The sequence below is a fragment of the Pseudomonas sp. Marseille-Q5117 genome (assembly GCF_946901175.1).
Lineage (GTDB): Bacteria > Pseudomonadota > Gammaproteobacteria > Pseudomonadales > Pseudomonadaceae > Aquipseudomonas > Aquipseudomonas iranensis.
Window position 1 is genome coordinate 13315 of the sequence record NZ_CAMPPP010000021.1, and the last position, 15733, is coordinate 29047.

Sequence of the window (15733 nt, forward strand, 5' to 3'; positions counted from 1 at the left end):
TTCAAGCGCCTCCGAAACAGATGAGCCGATCAGCGTCCTGCACGGCGTCGTGCAATTGACCCAGACCGGACAATTCCCACGGCGTGCTGAGCGAAATCGCTTCACGCTGGTAACGCTTGGCTTCTTCTTCGTTCAACACACCACGGCGCAGAGCGGCGGCGATGCAGACCACGCCGTCAAGTTGCTTTTCGTTGATAAAGGCGCGCCATTGCTTGGGCACGTCCAGTTCATCCTGCGGGGTCACCACCGCATCGGAGGCGTTGAACACGCCGTCCTGATAGAAGAACAGCCGAACAATCTCATGGCCGCCGGCCAGCGCGGCCTGGACAAACAGCAAGGCACGGCGCGAGGAGGGCGCATGGGCGGCGGAAAACAGCGCGATGGCGAACTTCATGATGGACTCGATCAGCGAAACTGCGGCCATGATAAAGCTTTATTGCGCATGCCGCGAAATCTGGTAATACGCGGTTCACTGTGGGAGCGAGCCTGCTCGCGAAAGCGTCGTCTCGTTCGAGATCAGTTTCGGCAGTCACACCGCCTTCGCGAGCAGGCTCGCTCCCACGGGAGATTTGCGGCGGCTGGATTACGGGGTGATGCCGTAAAGATCGCAATACTCGATCCAGCCCATCCCCGCCATTTCCGCCACTTCCCGATGCACTTCCAGCCGTTGCGCCTGATATTCCTCGGGCGAAGCAGCGGTCAACTGCAACGTCAGCTCCCAGGCGAACAACCTCTGTCTCTCCGCTTCTTCCTCAAACGCCTCATGCAAGCGTTCTTCGCGATACTGCGCCTGGGTTTCGCCCTTGGCCTGAGCCAGCAGCGGGTTGAGATGGTCGAGGGTTTCACGTAGTTCGGGTCGCGCATCGAGAAACAGTTTCAAAGCCTGTTCATGTCGCTGGTCGCTAGGCGCCATGTAATTTCCTTGTGTGACTGATGACCATAGGGTGCCGCACCTGCTTGCGCATGTCGCGCATAAAAACAGTAAAGCAGAACGATTTGCCGCGTCGCAGTGCTACAGTCCGCTTTTTTCTCGATGAGCAAATGCAATGCGAATGCTGATGGTAGTGCTGGCGGCGGCCCTGTTGGCCGGGTGCGCCGGTTCGGTGATGAACGATGCTCGCAGCAAGAGCCCGGACAAGGTCCTGACCTCGGACAAGCCGGAGAAAGACGTCGCCCGGTGCGTGCAATTCGCCTGGCAGGACGAAGCGGTGTTTGGCGTCGACGCGGCGGCCTATCTGGAACCGCGCGAGTCCGGCGGCACTACGGTTTATACGCGTTCGGCAGAGTCGTTTGTCGATGTGATCACCGAAGCGTCAGGTACGACCTTGAACTATTACGCGCAGAAGAGTGATTTTGTCGCGATGCGGCGGATGGCGGCGATGGCGACCTGCCTGTGATTATGGGGTGAAGCGGTTGACGCTTTCGCGAGCAGGCTCGCTCCCACAAGTTGTAACGCATTGCACTGTGGGAGCGAGCCTGCTCGCGAATACGGCATGACTCAATCGATCAGGCGCTTCTGAAAGTAGTGCCGCTTGTGCCCCGGTGGGTAGTCAACGATTTCCCCAAACTGGCTGAACCCCAGCTTCCTGTAGAACTCCGGCGCCTGAAAATCGAACGTGTCGAGCCAGAGGCCGTAGCAATTCTTTTCCCTGGCCAAGGCTTCCGCCTGAGCCATCAATTTCGAGCCGATACCCTGTCCGCGACCCTGTTCCGGCACGGACAGCAGCTCGATGAACATCCAGCGAAAAATCATTCGCCCGTACAAACCGCCCAGTATTTCCCCATTTTGGTCTTTGACCATCAAGGCGAACGGCTCGGATTTCGAACCGCCGGTTTGAGCATCGTTGTATTCGATCAGCGGCTGCAGAATGGCCTGACGCTGTTCCTCGGTAGGGCTCTGCGTCAACTCGATACGCAAATTCATGCATGACTTCCTTGTGTAATTGAACGCCCAGCCTAACCCGTCCGGGCAAACGCCTCCAAGCCCTTCGATCGAACAAGCGGAACCGTGAAACCAGCGTTGCGGTCTAGGCTTTTATCGCGTCTTTCCCTGAGCGCGATTGATGAGGAAATCCCGTGAATATTTTTGAAGCCCTGCGCGAAAGCCACGAGCGCCAGCGCACTTACGCCAAGGCTCTGATCGCGACCAGCGGCGACAGCCCTGAGCGGGTCGAGGCCTACAAGCAGCTCAAAGCAGAACTGCAAGCGCATGAAACCGCTGAAGAGCGGCATTTCTACATTCCGTTGATGGAAATCGATGAAGGCGTGGACCTGAGCCGCCACGCCATCGCCGAACACCACGAAATGGACGAGATGATGGAAGAGCTCGACGAGACCGAAATGTCCAGTCCGGCCTGGCTGGCCACGGCCAAAAAGCTTTCCGACAAGGTTCATCACCACCTCGAGGAAGAAGAGCACAAATTCTTCCAGATGGCCGGCAAGCTGCTCGACGATAAACAGAAAACCCAACTCGCCGGGCAGTACGAAAAGGAGTATCAGGCGCAACTGTCTGAATGACCAAAGGCGACTCGGCGTGTAGGTGTTCAGCTACACGTTGAGTGCGATGCGTCGTCGAGAACTGTTTATGCATCCAGTGTTTCCGGGCTTTTTACGTCTTGCACACTGGGACTGTGACAAAAGCGCCGATGGACAAAAAATTCACCTCCGTTAGCTTGAAAGCCTCTCCTCGGGAAGGAGAGTTCTCAAATCAACGGAGTGAAGACGATGAATCAGGCAATCCCACAAACCCAACTCAAACACGGTCGTGTCATCTCGCCAGCGAGTCGCGGCGCAGTGGCCATCGACCTCGGCCTGCTCGGCGCCTGGCAAGTCAATGAAATGGAAGGTGGCAAGAACTTTCCGGCCGTAGACGCCGGACCTTTCCCGCAACCTTTCGAGACCGACTCGGACAGCGTCGCGCCGCCGGCCGATGGCTACATTCTCAGCGGCGGCAAGACCGATGCCCGCGATTGCGTCAATTACACCGCCGACGAGATGAGCAAGAAGCTCGGCCGTTCATTCAACTGGCCGCTGCTCGACGTCGATCCGGGCCAGATTCTTGAGGTCAGCTGGGCGTACACCGCGCCGCATACCACCCGTGGTTATCGCTGGCTGATCACCAAAGACGGCTGGGATCCACAGCAACGCATCAGCCGTGCGCAGCTGGAAACCCAGCCGTTCTTCGAAGACTTCTACCCGCAAGTGCCGTATTACAGCCATGCTGATGAATTGAAGGCCAAGGTCGATCATCAAGTGAAGCTGCCTGCGAACAAGCAGGGTCATCACGTCATTGTGCTGATGTGGATCGTCGCCAACACCGGCAACGCTTTCTACCAGGCCTTCGACGTCGACTTCCAGTAACCGCGGGAGCGGAACGAGCCCGGTAGCGCTGCCGGGCTTTTTTTGTCGGCGCAATTGTCCGACCATGGCAGTCCCCCATGAAGACAGGATCAGACGCGATGTCCAACACAGCCGAACGGGTCAACATCGTCGACACTCAGGTGTTGTCCCACGACTGGTATCTGCTGAAGAAAATCACTTTCGACTACCACCGCAACAACGGCGAATGGCAGCGCCAGACCCGCGAGGTATACGACCGGGGCAACGGCGCGGCGATTCTGCTGTTCAACCGCGAAAAGCGCACGGTGGTGCTGACCCGCCAGTTTCGTTTGCCGGTGTTCGTCAACGGCCACGATGGATTGTTAATCGAGGTGGCGGCGGGGTTGCTGGAAGGTGCCGCCCCTGAGCAACGCATTCGTGACGAAGCCGAGGAGGAAACCGGTTATCGCGTGCATGACGTGAAAAAAGTATTCGAGGCGTACATGAGCCCCGGTTCGGTGACGGAGAAGCTGCACTTTTTTATCGCTGAATACGATGCCACCTCCAAGGTCAGCGACGGTGGTGGGCTGGAAGAGGAAACCGAAGAACTGGAAGTGCTCGAATGGAGATTCGATGAGGCACTTGCAGCGTTTCAACGCGGCGAGATCTGCGATGCCAAGACCATCATGCTGTTGCAGTACGCAGCGATGAATAACCTCTTCGCTTGATTCGGGCAGGAGCTGCCAACGGCTGCGATGGCTCAGCATACTGGCTGACCGGGGAGGCGCAATACGTAAAGCCGGCCATACTGCTTGTTGCTGCTGAAGCGTTGCCCTGCGTTTTGCGCAGTCCCCAAAAACAAAAAGAGATCGACTCATGAAGTACGAACCTTTGGCCAGATCGCTCATTGCGACCTCCCTGGCGCTCAGCTGTCTCATGGCTCACGCGGCATCAGTGGCGCCGGTTGCGGCGGAAAACGGCATGGTGGTCACCGCGCAACATCTGGCGACCCATGTCGGCGTCGACGTTTTGAAAAACGGCGGCAATGCCGTGGATGCGGCAGTGGCCGTGGGCTATGCGCTGGCGGTGGTCTATCCGGCTGCGGGCAACCTTGGCGGCGGCGGGTTCATGACCATTCAACTGGCGGACGGACGCAAGACCTTTCTCGATTTCCGCGAAAAAGCGCCGCTGGCGGCGACCGCCAACATGTATCTGGACAAGGACGGTAACGTCATCCCGGACCTGAGCACCCGCGGGCACCTGGCGGTCGGCGTGCCGGGTACGGTGTCTGGCATGGAGCTGGCGCTGAGCAAATACGGCACCAAACAGCGCAAGGAGATGATTGCCCCGGCGATCAAACTGGCCGAAGACGGTTTCGAATTGCAGCAGGGCGATGTCGAGCTGCTCGAATATGCCACCGACGTGTTCAAGAAGGACATGCGCGATTCCGGCTCGATCTTCCTCAGCAACGGCGAGCCGATGCAGGTCGGGCAGAAACTGGTGCAAAAGGATCTGGCGAAAACCCTGCGGACGATTTCCGAGAAGGGCGCCGACGGCTTCTACAAAGGTTGGGTCGCCGATGCCATTGTCACTTCCAGCCAAGCCAACAAAGGCATCATCAGCCAGGCCGACCTGGACAAATACAAGACTCGCGAACTGGCCCCGGTGGAATGCGATTATCGCGGCTATCACGTAGTCTCGGCGCCACCGCCAAGCTCCGGCGGGGTGGTGATCTGCCAGATCATGAATATCCTCGAAGGCTATCCGATGAAGGACCTGGGCTTCCATTCCGCTCAGGGCATGCACTACCAGATCGAAGCGATGCGCCACGCGTACGTTGATCGCAACAGCTACCTCGGCGATCCGGATTTTGTGAAGAATCCGATCGAGCACCTGCTGGACAAGAATTACGCGACCAAACTGCGCAACGCCATCCAGCCGCAGAAGGCCGGCATCTCGGCTGAGCTCAAGCCCGGTGTAGCACCGCATGAAGGCAGCAACACCACGCATTATTCGATCGTCGACAAGTGGGGCAATGCTGTCTCGGTCACCTACACCCTCAACGACTGGTTCGGCGCGGGCGTGATGGCCAGCAAGACCGGGGTGATTCTCAACGACGAAATGGACGACTTCACCTCCAAGGTCGGCGTGCCGAACATGTATGGCCTGGTTCAGGGTGAAGCCAATGCCATTGCACCGGGCAAGGCGCCGCTGTCGTCGATGAGTCCGACCATCGTCACCAAGGATGGCAAGGTGGTGATGGTGGTCGGCACGCCGGGTGGTAGCCGGATCATCACCGCGACCTTGTTGACCATGCTCAACGTCATCGATTACGGCATGGGCTTGCAGGAAGCGGTCGACGCGCCGCGCTTCCATCAGCAGTGGATGCCGGAGGAAACCAACCTCGAAGACTTCGCCGCCAGCCCGGATACGAAAAAGATTCTGGAAAGCTGGGGGCACAAGTTTGCCGGCCCGCAGGATGCCAACCACATCGCCGCGATTCTGGTCGGCGCGCCGTCACTGGGCGGCAAACCGGTTGGCAAGAATCGCTTCTACGGGGCCAATGATCCACGGCGCAATACCGGCTTGTCTTTGGGTTACTGAGCGGAGTAAAAGAGGGGCGGGCGCAGGTCCGCCCCATTCTCAAGGATTGATCAAGGAAGGCTCGACATGACCACCGCATTACTGATCATCGACGTCCAGCAGGCGCTGTGTGCTGGTGAATATCAGTGCTTTGAAATCGACCGCGTGATCGCCACGATCAATGATCTCAGCCAACGCGCCCGCACAGCTGGCTTTCCGGTGGTGTTGATTCAGCATGAAGAAAAGGACGGTCCATTCGTGCATGGGGCGGACGGTTGGCAACTGGCTAACGGTCTGCTGACTTCGACGAAAGACCTGCGTGTAGGCAAAACTACCGGGGACTCTTTCTACCAGACCGATCTCGGCAAGCTGCTGCCCAGCGAGGACTTCGAACGCCTGATCATCTGCGGCTTGCAAACCGATTACTGCGTCAACGCCACGGTGCGCAGCGCGCATTCACTGGGCTACGACATCGTCGTCGCGCGGGATGCGCATTCGACGGTCGATAACGGCAACATGAGCGCCGAGGACATCATTGCCGAACACAACAAGGACTTCGCCGCCCTGACCAGTTCCGTGGCACGAATCGACGTCAAACCGGCAGCCCAAATCACTTTCTGAACTCACACAAAACCCCTGTGGGAGCGAGCAGGGTCTACGACAAAGGCGATTTACAGCAGCGGCACTGGCATAATCCCCGCCATCCGAAGAATGGAATCTCTCGATGTTCGCTATCTCCCTGCGTCACGCCTTGGCGCTGACATCTCTCGTCCTTGCCTGCACCGCCCATGCCAGCAGTTTCGATTGCACCGACGCCTCCGGCAAAACCGAAAAAGCTATCTGCACTGATCCCTACCTCTCAACCCTCGACGACAAACTCGCCGAGCAATGGCGGACCACGCTGGGCAAAGTTGTCGATCCCAAAACCCTGAAAACCGACCAGCGTCAGTGGCTGAAAAACCGCAACGCCTGCGGTGCCCTCAGCGCGTGTCTGCGGCGCGAATACCTGATGCGCGTCACTGAGCTCGAGCACGCGGTTCAGCCCTTCAGTTGGGATGCCACTTGGCAACTGATTCCGCGCGGCACCTCGACATCGGCGACCGTCGTTACCCAACGTCGTGATGCCACGCATATCGCCATCGATATATCAGCAGGCGAGGGCGCCAATTCCGGAGACTTGACCGGCGTTGCCATACTCAAGGATGGAACAGCCGTGTACGCCGAGGACGCCTGCAAACTCGCCTTCACGCCCATCAATGGCGTACTGAACGTCACGCAAACCGGTGCGGACTCCGACTGCGGCGGCGGCGTGGGCGTGTATTACGCCGGTCGGTATGTCGCCTCCGAACAACCGCTGACGCTGAATTACGATCTGCTCAGCCTGGGTCTGGCTCGCACGTCCGCAGAAGATCAGGCACTGCGTTCGCTGCTCAAGACCGACTACCAGAAACTGGTGGAAACCTCCGGTTCGTTGCAGGTCGGCGAGGCCTCAAGAGATTTGCCTGATGCTCAGGTGGTAGAACTGTGGATGCGCGGTCTGGGTGGTATCGGCATCCTGATGAGTGCTGCCGACGCGCAGGTCTGGCTGATCTTCAAAAGCTACGATGACCAGAGCCATGAACATCTGCGGTACTACACCAACGTGGCGAAGTGGAAGAAGCGGCTGCCCGATGTGCTGCAGGGCTGGTATGACCGCATGCACGAAAGTCAGTCGTCTCTGGTTCTGGAAATGATGCCCTGAGCCACAACTCCATCCGCCTCACGCAATAACCGCTCGATCTGCGCCAATTCCCACGTGCTGAGCAGACTCACCGGGTCCGTGCCATAACGCTGCCAAGTGTCCAGCGTCGCTTCATTCCCGGCGCAGTTGCGCGCGTATTCACAGTGATGCAAGTGTCCCTCGGCGAAGTCCAACAGCAGATGCCAGCCCTCGATGTAAACGGCAATCAGCCCGGACTCGGACATTACCTCGCAGACTTCGAACGCAAGCACGCCCAGCGCAGCTTCGCGCAGACGCTGACACACATCCCGGGCGGACAAAAACGCTGACATGCTGCGACTCGATTCGATGGACAAGCCTGCAAGGATAAGGCCCGCGCCACCCCATGTCAGCGTTTCACTGGCCCGAGGCCGAACAATTCCGTACCATTCGCCTCCCTCTTTTTTTGCGAAAACAGCAGCCGTGCCCAGCGGCCGCTCAGTCAGGTAAGCCATGAAACCGATTCGTCTGCGCGCCGATGTCCTCGCCGGACTCACCACCTCGTTCGCCCTGTTGCCCGAATGCATTGCTTTCGCGCTGGTCGCGCATCTCAATCCGCTGATGGGCCTGTACGGCGCGTTCATCATTTGCACGCTGACGGCGTTGTTTGGCGGCCGACCGGGCATGGTTTCTGGTGCGGCGGGTTCGATGGCGGTGGTGATCGTCGCGCTGGTGGTGCAACACGGCGTGCAATATCTGCTGGCAACGGTGCTGCTCGGCGGCCTGATCATGATGGCGTTCGGGCTTTTGCGCTTGGGCAAACTGGTGCGCATGGTGCCGCATCCGGTGATGCTCGGTTTCGTCAACGGCCTGGCGATCATCATTGCCCTGGCGCAACTGGAGCACTTCAAAAGCGGCGAGCACTGGCTCAGCGGTACGCCGCTGTATCTGATGTCCGGGCTGGTGCTGCTGACCATGGCCATCGTTTACATCCTGCCGCGACTGACCAAAGCGGTACCGCCGGCCCTGGTGGCTATCCTTGGTGTCGGCCTGCTGGTCTACCTGTTCGGGCTGCCGACCCGTACCCTCGGCGACATGGCGCACATTGCCGGCGGTCTGCCGACTTTCGCCATGCCGGACATTCCGTGGAGCCTGGAAACGCTGCGCATCATCGCCCCGTACGCGATCCTGATGGCGATGGTCGGCCTGCTGGAAACCCTGCTGACGCTGAACCTGACCGACGAAATCACTGAAACCCGTGGCTATCCGGATCGTGAGTGCGTAGCGCTCGGCGCGGCCAACATGGTGTCCGGGGCCTTCGGTGGCATGGGCGGTTGCGCGATGATCGGGCAGACCGTGATCAACCTCAGCTCCGGCGGGCGCGGGCGCTTGTCCGGCGTGGTTGCCGGTGTGCTGATTCTGTTGTTCATTCTGTTTCTGTCACCGCTGATCGAGCGTATTCCACTCGCCGCGCTGGTCGGGGTGATGTTCGTGGTGTCGCAGCAGACCTTCGCCTGGGCGTCGTTGCGGGTGATCAACAAGGTGCCGCTGCACGATGTGCTGGTGATCATCGCCGTGACCACCATCACCGTGTTCACCGATCTGGCCACGGCCGTGCTGTGCGGGATCATCATCGCTGCGCTCAACTTCGCTTGGCAGCAGGCGCGCGAACTGTATGCCGATGAACATCTTGAAGCCGATGGCAGCAAGCTCTATCGCCTGCACGGCACGCTGTTCTTTGCCTCGACCACGCCGTTTCTCAACCAGTTCGATCCGGCCAACGACCCGGCCAAAGTCACTCTCGATTGCCGGCACCTGAGCTTTGTCGATTACTCGGCGATTGCCGCGTTGAAAACCCTGCGTGAACGCTACGCCAAGGCTGGCAAGCATTTACAGGTTTTTCATCTGTCGGAACGCTGCAAGAAATTACTCAAGCGCGCCGGCGTCGATCACGACTGACGCCGCTGGTTTTGCGTCCTTGAGCCAGGTCTTGCCGAGAATCCGCGAGACCTGTTCGGCGGAGTAGGGCTTGGCGAGAAATTCAAAACCTTCGTACCCGCTGCGCGCCAGTTCTTCGCTGTAGCCGGAGGTCAGAATCACCGGCAGATCGGGGCGGCGCTGGCGCAGTTCTTTGGCGAGCGCGACGCCGGTGATGCCCGGCATGACTACGTCGGAAAACACCGCATCGAACGCGCTGGCATCGCTACCGGCCAACTGCAGGGCTTCTTCAGCGTTGGTCGCCCACGCGGTTTCATAGCCCAGATCCTGGAGGATCTGGTTGGCGAAACGGCCGACATCGAGATTGTCTTCGACCACCAGCACCCGGCGTTTTTCGCAGGCCGGCTGCACCTCGCCATCGTCCTCTGCCTCGTCCATTTCTGCCTCGATCGCCGGCACTTGCGGCAAATACAAGGTGAACTCGGTGCCTTGACCAAGGACGCTGGAAACATCGACGTTGCCGCCCGATTGCTTGGCGAAGCCGAACACCTGCGACAGCCCCAGCCCCGTGCCTTTGCCGACAGCCTTGGTGGTAAAGAACGGCTCGAAGATGTGTTCGAGGGTGTGTGCGTCGATGCCGGCACCGGTGTCGGCCAGGGCAATCGACACGAAATGGCTGCTGGACCCAGCGTGGCCGCGAATCGGCGGCAGCGCTTTATGGCACTCCAGGCGCAATTTCAGCTCACCCTGACCATTCATGGCGTCGCGAGCGTTCAGGGCGATGTTGATCAATGCAGTTTCGAACTGACTGAGATCGACGCGGATGTAGCAGGGGTGATCCGGGCGCTCGACGCACACGTGAATCTGCGCGCCGGTGACCGATTCGAGCATCTCGCCGATGTTGGCCAAACGTTCGCCGGCATCGACTACTTGCGGATTGAGCGGCTGGCGGCGCGCGAAGGCGAGCAACTGGCTGGTCAGCTTGGAGGCGCGCTCGACCGTGTCAGAAACCGCGCGCATGTAGCGCTGGCGGCGTTCTTCCGGCAGGTTGGGCTGGCGCAGAAAATCCACCGACGAACGAATGATCGTCAGCAAATTGTTGAAGTCATGGGCGACGCCGCCGGTCAATTGGCCGATGGCTTCGAGCTTCTGCGACTGGCGTAATGCCGACTCGGCCTGGGCCAGACGCAGGCTGCGCTCTTCGACCCGTTGTTCCAGCGTGGCATTGAGTTCAGCCAATGCAAGCAAGCCCTCGCGCACGTTGGCGTCGGCGCGCACTCGCTCGATGTGCGCCCAGCAACGTTCGGTGACTTCGCTGAGCAGCGCCTGTTCGAAGCTCGACCAGACACGCGGCACTTTGTCGTGAATGGCCATTAACGCGGTAAGACGACCTTGCTTGATCAGCGGCACGCAAATGGTGGCGGTGATGCCTATGCCCTGAAAGGTCGCTGATTCTTCCGGCGGCAATTCGCTGCGGTTGTCGTGGATCACCAAAGGTTGACCCGCGCGCAGAAGACGTACTGCTTTCTCGCCGAAATCGCGCAAACGGTAGTGGCCGACGATGCTCGGCGAACCCGGCGCTGCATAGTCGCCGCGAATGGTGAAACCATCTTCGTCGGCATCCATGTCGGCGTAGGCGCAATTGGACAGACGCAGTTGCTCGACCATCAGCCGCGTGCTTGCCGCCAGGATTGCTTGCGCATCCGTGGCATTGGTCACCGCTTCGCCGATGGCATCGAGGACCGCCAGGCGTCGGTTGAGATAAACGGTCTGGGTGGTCTCGGTGACGGTGTCGATCATGCCGACGACATTGCCGTGGGAATCACGAATCGGGCTATAGCAAAAAGTGAAGAACGCCTGCTCCGGGCCTTTGCCGCGTTCGATCTGCAGAGCAAAGTTTTCGATGTAGGTGGCCTGGCCGGCGTACGCGGCCTCCGCAATCGGGCTGATCTCGTGCCAGGCTTCCTTCCAGATGTCGCTGAAAGGGCGTCCCAACGCGTGCGGCTTGTCGCCGAGAATCGGTACGAAGGCGTCGTTATAGAGAGTGATGAGTTGCGGGCCCCAGACGATCGCCTGAGGGAAATGCGAGGCGAGACTGAGCGAGACAGTGGTCTTGAGTACATCGGGCCAGTTTTCCAACGGGCCGAGGGGCGAATTCGCCCAGTCGTGACGGCGGATCTGCCCGGCCATCTCGCCGTTGTCTTGCAACCAGTCTGTCATGGGGTTCGTGCTTTTCCGGGCGTCTGTCTGAGACAAAGACCTTCGCGCAGGGTGTTTGGTTTCAGCACAGCAGGCACTTGTTTGCGCAACAGGATCTCTGGACATGCATGATGGCAGCAAAAATGTGCGCTGGCGAAAGTGGGTGCCCCTTCGCCAGCGGTTATTTCGCGGTTTTTTGAACCACTGCTCAGGCATCGATTGCCGGGAAGTCGATATCGGTGAGCGCGGTGTTGTTCAGGTAGTTGGTCAATGTCTGCACGGCCACCAGGGCAATCACTTCGATGATCTTGCGGTCATCGATACCGGCAGCGCGGGCAGCGGCCAGTTGTTCATCGCTCAAGTGGCCACGGGTTTCGGTCAGTTGGCGGGCGAGGGCGGCGTAGGCATTCAGTTCGCCGTGACGTGCTGCGATGATGTCCTGCGCCGACAGCCCGGCCTTGCCGGCAAACACGGTGTGTGCGGAAAGGCAATAGTCGCACCCGTTGACCTGCGAAGTGGCGAGGTAAACGGCTTCTTTCTCTTTGCCGCTCAATGAAGTCTTGCCGAGGATGGCCGAGGCTTGCAGGTAAGTGTCGAATGCAACCGGCGCTTGGGCGAGGGTGGTGAAGACGTTGGGCAGGAAGCCGATTTTTTTCTTCACGCCTTCCAGTGCAGGACGGGTGGCATCGGTGGCGGTGTCGAGGCTGATTGCAGGGATGCGGCTCATGGTGATTCTCCGAAATTCCGCAGCGAAGTGCAGCGGCGATGGAGAAATCTTAGGGGCTGCCAATGGCGCTTTGGCGGCAAATCGTCGAGGATATGCGGCAGATCGTCCAGATATGCCTTCGGGAGTCAGCCATGGATCGCCTTTCCACATTACTTAGTCATTTCGGTGTGAACGCCGGCACCTTCCATAGCGGCGCGTTTTGCGGCGTGAGCGTTCACGAAGGCGAACCGGTCGGCCATGTGCATGTTCTGCAAGCCGGGGCGTTGCTGCTCAAACCGGGCAACGAGAGGGAAATTCGCCTGGAAGAACCGTCGCTGATTTTCTTTCCCCGGCCTTTCACTCACCGGATGTCTGCCGACGAGGCCATGGCCAGCCAAGTGGTGTGCGCCTCGCTGACCTTCGACGGTGGCTCGGGCAATGCCTTGGCCGCCGCGTTCCCGGACTATCTGGTGTTGAAACTCACCGATATCCCGGAATTGCGCAGCACCCTTGACTGGCTGTTCAACGAAGCTTTTGAAGGGCATTGCGGGCGCGTGGCGGTGATGGATCGTCTGTTTGAATTGCTGGTGATTCTGCTGCTGCGCCATCTCATCGGCAGTCGTGATCAGCAACCGGGCATGATGGCCGGGCTGGCGGATCCGCGCGTGTCTCGCGCCTTGAACCTGATCCACGAGCAGCCGCACAAGCCTTGGAGTGTCGCTGATCTCGCGGCGGCGGCGAACCAGTCCCGCGCCGGTTTTGCCGAGCAGTTTCGCCGCGTGGTCGGGCAGACGCCGGCCGATTACCTGCTGAGCTGGCGCGTCAGTCTTGCGCAGAAACGCCTGCGCGAAGGCCGCCCGATTGCACTGATTGCCGAGGAGGTTGGATACGAAAGTCCGTCGGCGCTGGCCCGGGCATTTCGGCGCAAGACCGGTCTCAGTCCACGGCAATGGAAAGCCGAACACTGAACATTACTTGGCGAATTTCTTCGCTCCGGCCACGCAAAGAATCACCCCCAGCGTGACGCCGAGCATGCCGACACTGACCTGCTCATGCAACAACGTCGCCGCCAGTGCCAGACCAAAAAACGGCTGCAGCAACTGCAACTGCCCGACCGCTGCGATTCCACCCTGGGCCAGACCGCGATACCAGAACACGAAGCCGATCAGCATGCTGAACAGCGACACGTAGCCCAGGCACATCCACGCAGGCAAGCTGATGTCGGCGAACGAGGCGGGCGCCATCCACAGGCTCAGCACTGTCATCAGCGGTAACGACAACACCAGCGCCCAGCAGATCACCTGCCAGCCGCCGAGGCTGCGTGACAGTTTCGCGCCTTCGGCGTAACCGAGGCCGCAGGCCAGGATCGCCGCGAGCATCAGCAGATCGCCGGTGGGCGAGGCGCTCAAGCCTTGGGACAGGGCAAAGCCCACCACCAATGCGCTGCCCAGCACCGAAAAGATCCAGAACACTGGACGTGGCCGCTCACCGCCACGCAAGACACCAAACATCGCCGTGGCCAGCGGCAGCAATCCTACAAACACAATCGAGTGCGCTGACGTTACGTGCTGCAATGCCAACGCGGTCAGCAGCGGGAAACCCAACACCACGCCCAGCGCCACAATCAACAGCGACAGCCACTGATGATGCGCCGGTCGCCGCTGTTTGAACAACAGCAGAAGTCCGACGGCCAGTGCGCCGGCGATCGCTGCTCGCACCACGGTCAGAAACACCGGATCGAATTCCAGCACCGCCAAACGTGTGGCCGGCAGCGAACCGCTGAAAATCAGCACGCCGATAAAACCGTTGATCCAGCCGCTGGTTTTTTCCAGCGCCGGGTGGGCCGCAGTCGATGTTGTGTGCATGTCGGTCGCGCTCAAAAAGTGGCTTGTGTCGCCGTGATCCTATGGCCGAGAATCAGCACAATCAAAAAATTGTCATGGATACAGCCGACATGCCGCGTTCCCGTTACAAGACCCTGGTTGACCGCTATGCGGCAGACATTCGTGGCGGACGATTGGCGCCGGGCACGCGATTGCCGACGCATCGGCAATTGGCGAGCCAGGAAGGACTGGCGCTGGTTACCGCTTCACGGGTTTATGCCGAGCTTGAAGCGATGGGCCTGGTCAGTGGTGAAGCCGGGCGCGGCACGTTTGTCCGGGAAACGTCGCTGGCGCCGGGGCAGGGCATCGATCAGAAAGACGTGGCGGTCGGCATGATCGACCTGAATTTCAACTATCCCTCGTTGCCAGGTCAGGCTGAACTGTTGCGCACGGCGTTGCGCCAACTGGCGTTGTGCGGTGATCTGGAAGCACTGCTGCGTTATCAACCCCACGCCGGACGTGCCCACGAACGCGCCTCGGTGGCGCGACATTTGTCGACACGCGGCGTGGCGGTTGAAGCCGACCAAGTGCTGGTCGTCAATGGCGCTCAGCAAGGTTTGGCGGTGACGCTGATGGCCCTGCTCAAACCCGGCGATGTGATCGCCGCCGATGCGCTGACCTATTCGGGATTCAAGGTGCTGGCCGACGCGCTGCATCTGGAAGTGCTGGCGATCCCGATGACGGAGCACGGCCCGGATTTGCCGGCACTGGACAGACTCTGCCGCCAGCGTGCAGTGCGCGCCGTATACAGCATGCCGACGCTGCACAACCCGCTGGGCTGGGTCATGCCACTGGAACAGCGCGAGCAATTGGTGGCGATTGCCCGGCGGCACGATCTGACAATCATTGAAGACGCTGCCTACGCGTTTCTGGTCGAAAACCCGCCATGTCCGTTGATTGAACTGGCACCGGAACGGACGTTTTACGTATCGGGCCTGTCGAAAAACATCGCCACCGGATTGCGGGTCGGCTTCATTGCCGCGCCGCTGCTTCAAGTGCCCGCACTGGAGCGAATCGTTCGTGCGACGACATGGAACACGCCTGGGGTGATGACCGCCATCGCGTGCGGCTGGCTCGACGATGGCACCGTCACCGTGCTTGAGGCGCAGAAACGTCGTGATGCTACGGCGCGACAGGCCTTGGCCGCCGAGGTGCTGAAAGGGCTGCGCTACATTGCTCATCCGGCTTCGTATTTTCTGTGGCTGCCGCTGCCCGAAGATGTGCGTGCCGATCAGATCGTGGTCGAGTTGATGCAGCAGCAGATTTCGGTCACCAGCGCCGAGCCGTTTTCGCTGTCGGCCCATACGCCCCATGCGATTCGTCTGGCGCTCGGCTCGGTGGAGATGCAGGTGTTGCGTCAGGCGTTGATCACCGTCAGAACGGTTGTCGGCGCTTATCTGTAAACTG

At 59.8% G+C, this 15733-nt stretch carries 17 protein-coding genes; 10 read left to right on the top strand and 7 right to left on the bottom strand.

Translation table 11 applies throughout. From position 1 onward, the window contains the following. Position 1: 1 nt before the first annotated feature. Positions 2-394, bottom strand: coding sequence for a sulfurtransferase complex subunit TusD (tusD, locus tag OC605_RS25170; protein WP_186566419.1), 393 nt, complete (start codon positions 392-394; stop codon positions 2-4). A gap of 189 nt (positions 395-583) precedes the next feature. Then, on the bottom strand, positions 584-913 hold the full coding sequence (locus OC605_RS25175) for a DUF6388 family protein (RefSeq protein ID WP_016770659.1): 330 nt from the start codon (positions 911-913) through the stop codon (positions 584-586). Between the two features lie 133 nt (positions 914-1046). Between OC605_RS25175 and OC605_RS25180 the strand changes: the two genes are divergently transcribed. Continuing rightward, positions 1047-1397 (top strand): hypothetical protein, encoded by a 351-nt coding sequence (locus OC605_RS25180; RefSeq protein WP_024013401.1) that lies wholly within the window; start codon positions 1047-1049, stop codon positions 1395-1397. A 101-nt stretch (positions 1398-1498) separates the two neighbouring features. On the opposite strand, the gene OC605_RS25185 is transcribed toward OC605_RS25180, so the two are convergent. Beyond that, positions 1499-1924, bottom strand: coding sequence for a GNAT family N-acetyltransferase (locus OC605_RS25185; RefSeq protein WP_024013400.1), 426 nt, complete (start codon positions 1922-1924; stop codon positions 1499-1501). A 152-nt stretch (positions 1925-2076) separates the two neighbouring features. Here OC605_RS25185 and OC605_RS25190 point away from each other — a divergent pair, with 152 nt between their 5' ends. The 6 genes from OC605_RS25190 to OC605_RS25215 all read left to right on the top strand — a co-directional run bounded on the left by OC605_RS25190 (position 2077) and on the right by OC605_RS25215 (position 7642). After that, the gene (locus tag OC605_RS25190; protein WP_016775257.1) at positions 2077-2517 is read left to right on the top strand and encodes a hemerythrin domain-containing protein; all 441 of its coding nucleotides are present in this window, start codon (positions 2077-2079) and stop codon (positions 2515-2517) included. Between the two features lie 207 nt (positions 2518-2724). Continuing rightward, complete coding sequence (locus OC605_RS25195) at positions 2725-3360, top strand: lytic polysaccharide monooxygenase auxiliary activity family 9 protein (RefSeq protein WP_262140168.1); 636 nt, start codon at positions 2725-2727, stop codon at positions 3358-3360. A 98-nt stretch (positions 3361-3458) separates the two neighbouring features. After that, entirely contained in the window at positions 3459-4046 is a 588-nt protein-coding gene (locus OC605_RS25200) for an NUDIX domain-containing protein (RefSeq protein WP_071172882.1), read from the top strand. Between the two features lie 148 nt (positions 4047-4194). Further along, a complete protein-coding gene (gene ggt / locus OC605_RS25205) occupies positions 4195-5922 on the top strand; it encodes a gamma-glutamyltransferase (protein ID WP_262140169.1) in 1728 nt (575 codons plus the stop codon). 66 nt (positions 5923-5988) lie between these two features. After that, positions 5989-6522 (top strand): cysteine hydrolase family protein, encoded by a 534-nt coding sequence (locus tag OC605_RS25210; RefSeq protein WP_262140170.1) that lies wholly within the window; start codon positions 5989-5991, stop codon positions 6520-6522. A 103-nt stretch (positions 6523-6625) separates the two neighbouring features. After that, entirely contained in the window at positions 6626-7642 is a 1017-nt protein-coding gene (locus OC605_RS25215; RefSeq protein ID WP_262140171.1) for a lysozyme inhibitor LprI family protein, read from the top strand. On the opposite strand, the gene OC605_RS25220 is transcribed toward OC605_RS25215, so the two are convergent. Then, on the bottom strand, positions 7609-7953 hold the full coding sequence (locus OC605_RS25220; protein WP_262140172.1) for a hypothetical protein: 345 nt from the start codon (positions 7951-7953) through the stop codon (positions 7609-7611). The genes OC605_RS25215 and OC605_RS25220 overlap by 34 nt on opposite strands. 160 nt (positions 7954-8113) lie before the next feature. Between OC605_RS25220 and OC605_RS25225 the strand changes: the two genes are divergently transcribed. Then, entirely contained in the window at positions 8114-9559 is a 1446-nt protein-coding gene (locus tag OC605_RS25225; RefSeq protein WP_262140173.1) for a SulP family inorganic anion transporter, read from the top strand. Here OC605_RS25225 and OC605_RS25230 read toward each other — a convergent pair. Both OC605_RS25230 and OC605_RS25235 read right to left on the bottom strand, forming a co-directional pair. Beyond that, positions 9527-11758, bottom strand: coding sequence for a response regulator (locus tag OC605_RS25230; protein ID WP_016775250.1), 2232 nt, complete (start codon positions 11756-11758; stop codon positions 9527-9529). The two genes, OC605_RS25225 and OC605_RS25230, sit on opposite strands and share 33 nt — an antisense overlap. Before the next feature lie 187 nt (positions 11759-11945). Continuing rightward, positions 11946-12464 carry a carboxymuconolactone decarboxylase family protein gene (locus OC605_RS25235; protein WP_262140175.1) on the bottom strand — a complete coding sequence of 173 codons (519 nt, stop codon included), beginning with the start codon at positions 12462-12464 and terminating at the stop codon, positions 11946-11948. Between the two features lie 131 nt (positions 12465-12595). On the opposite strand from OC605_RS25235, the gene OC605_RS25240 reads away from it, so the two are divergent. Continuing rightward, entirely contained in the window at positions 12596-13411 is an 816-nt protein-coding gene (locus tag OC605_RS25240; RefSeq protein WP_262140176.1) for an AraC family transcriptional regulator, read from the top strand. Positions 13412-13414: 3 nt separating this feature from the next. Here OC605_RS25240 and OC605_RS25245 read toward each other — a convergent pair whose 3' ends face one another. Continuing rightward, positions 13415-14308: a DMT family transporter gene (locus OC605_RS25245; protein WP_262140177.1), complete on the bottom strand. Its 894-nt coding sequence runs from the start codon at positions 14306-14308 to the stop codon at positions 13415-13417. Positions 14309-14397: 89 nt separating this feature from the next. Here OC605_RS25245 and OC605_RS25250 point away from each other — a divergent pair, with 89 nt between their 5' ends. Continuing rightward, entirely contained in the window at positions 14398-15729 is a 1332-nt protein-coding gene (locus OC605_RS25250) for a PLP-dependent aminotransferase family protein (protein WP_262140178.1), read from the top strand. Positions 15730-15733 lie beyond the last annotated feature (4 nt).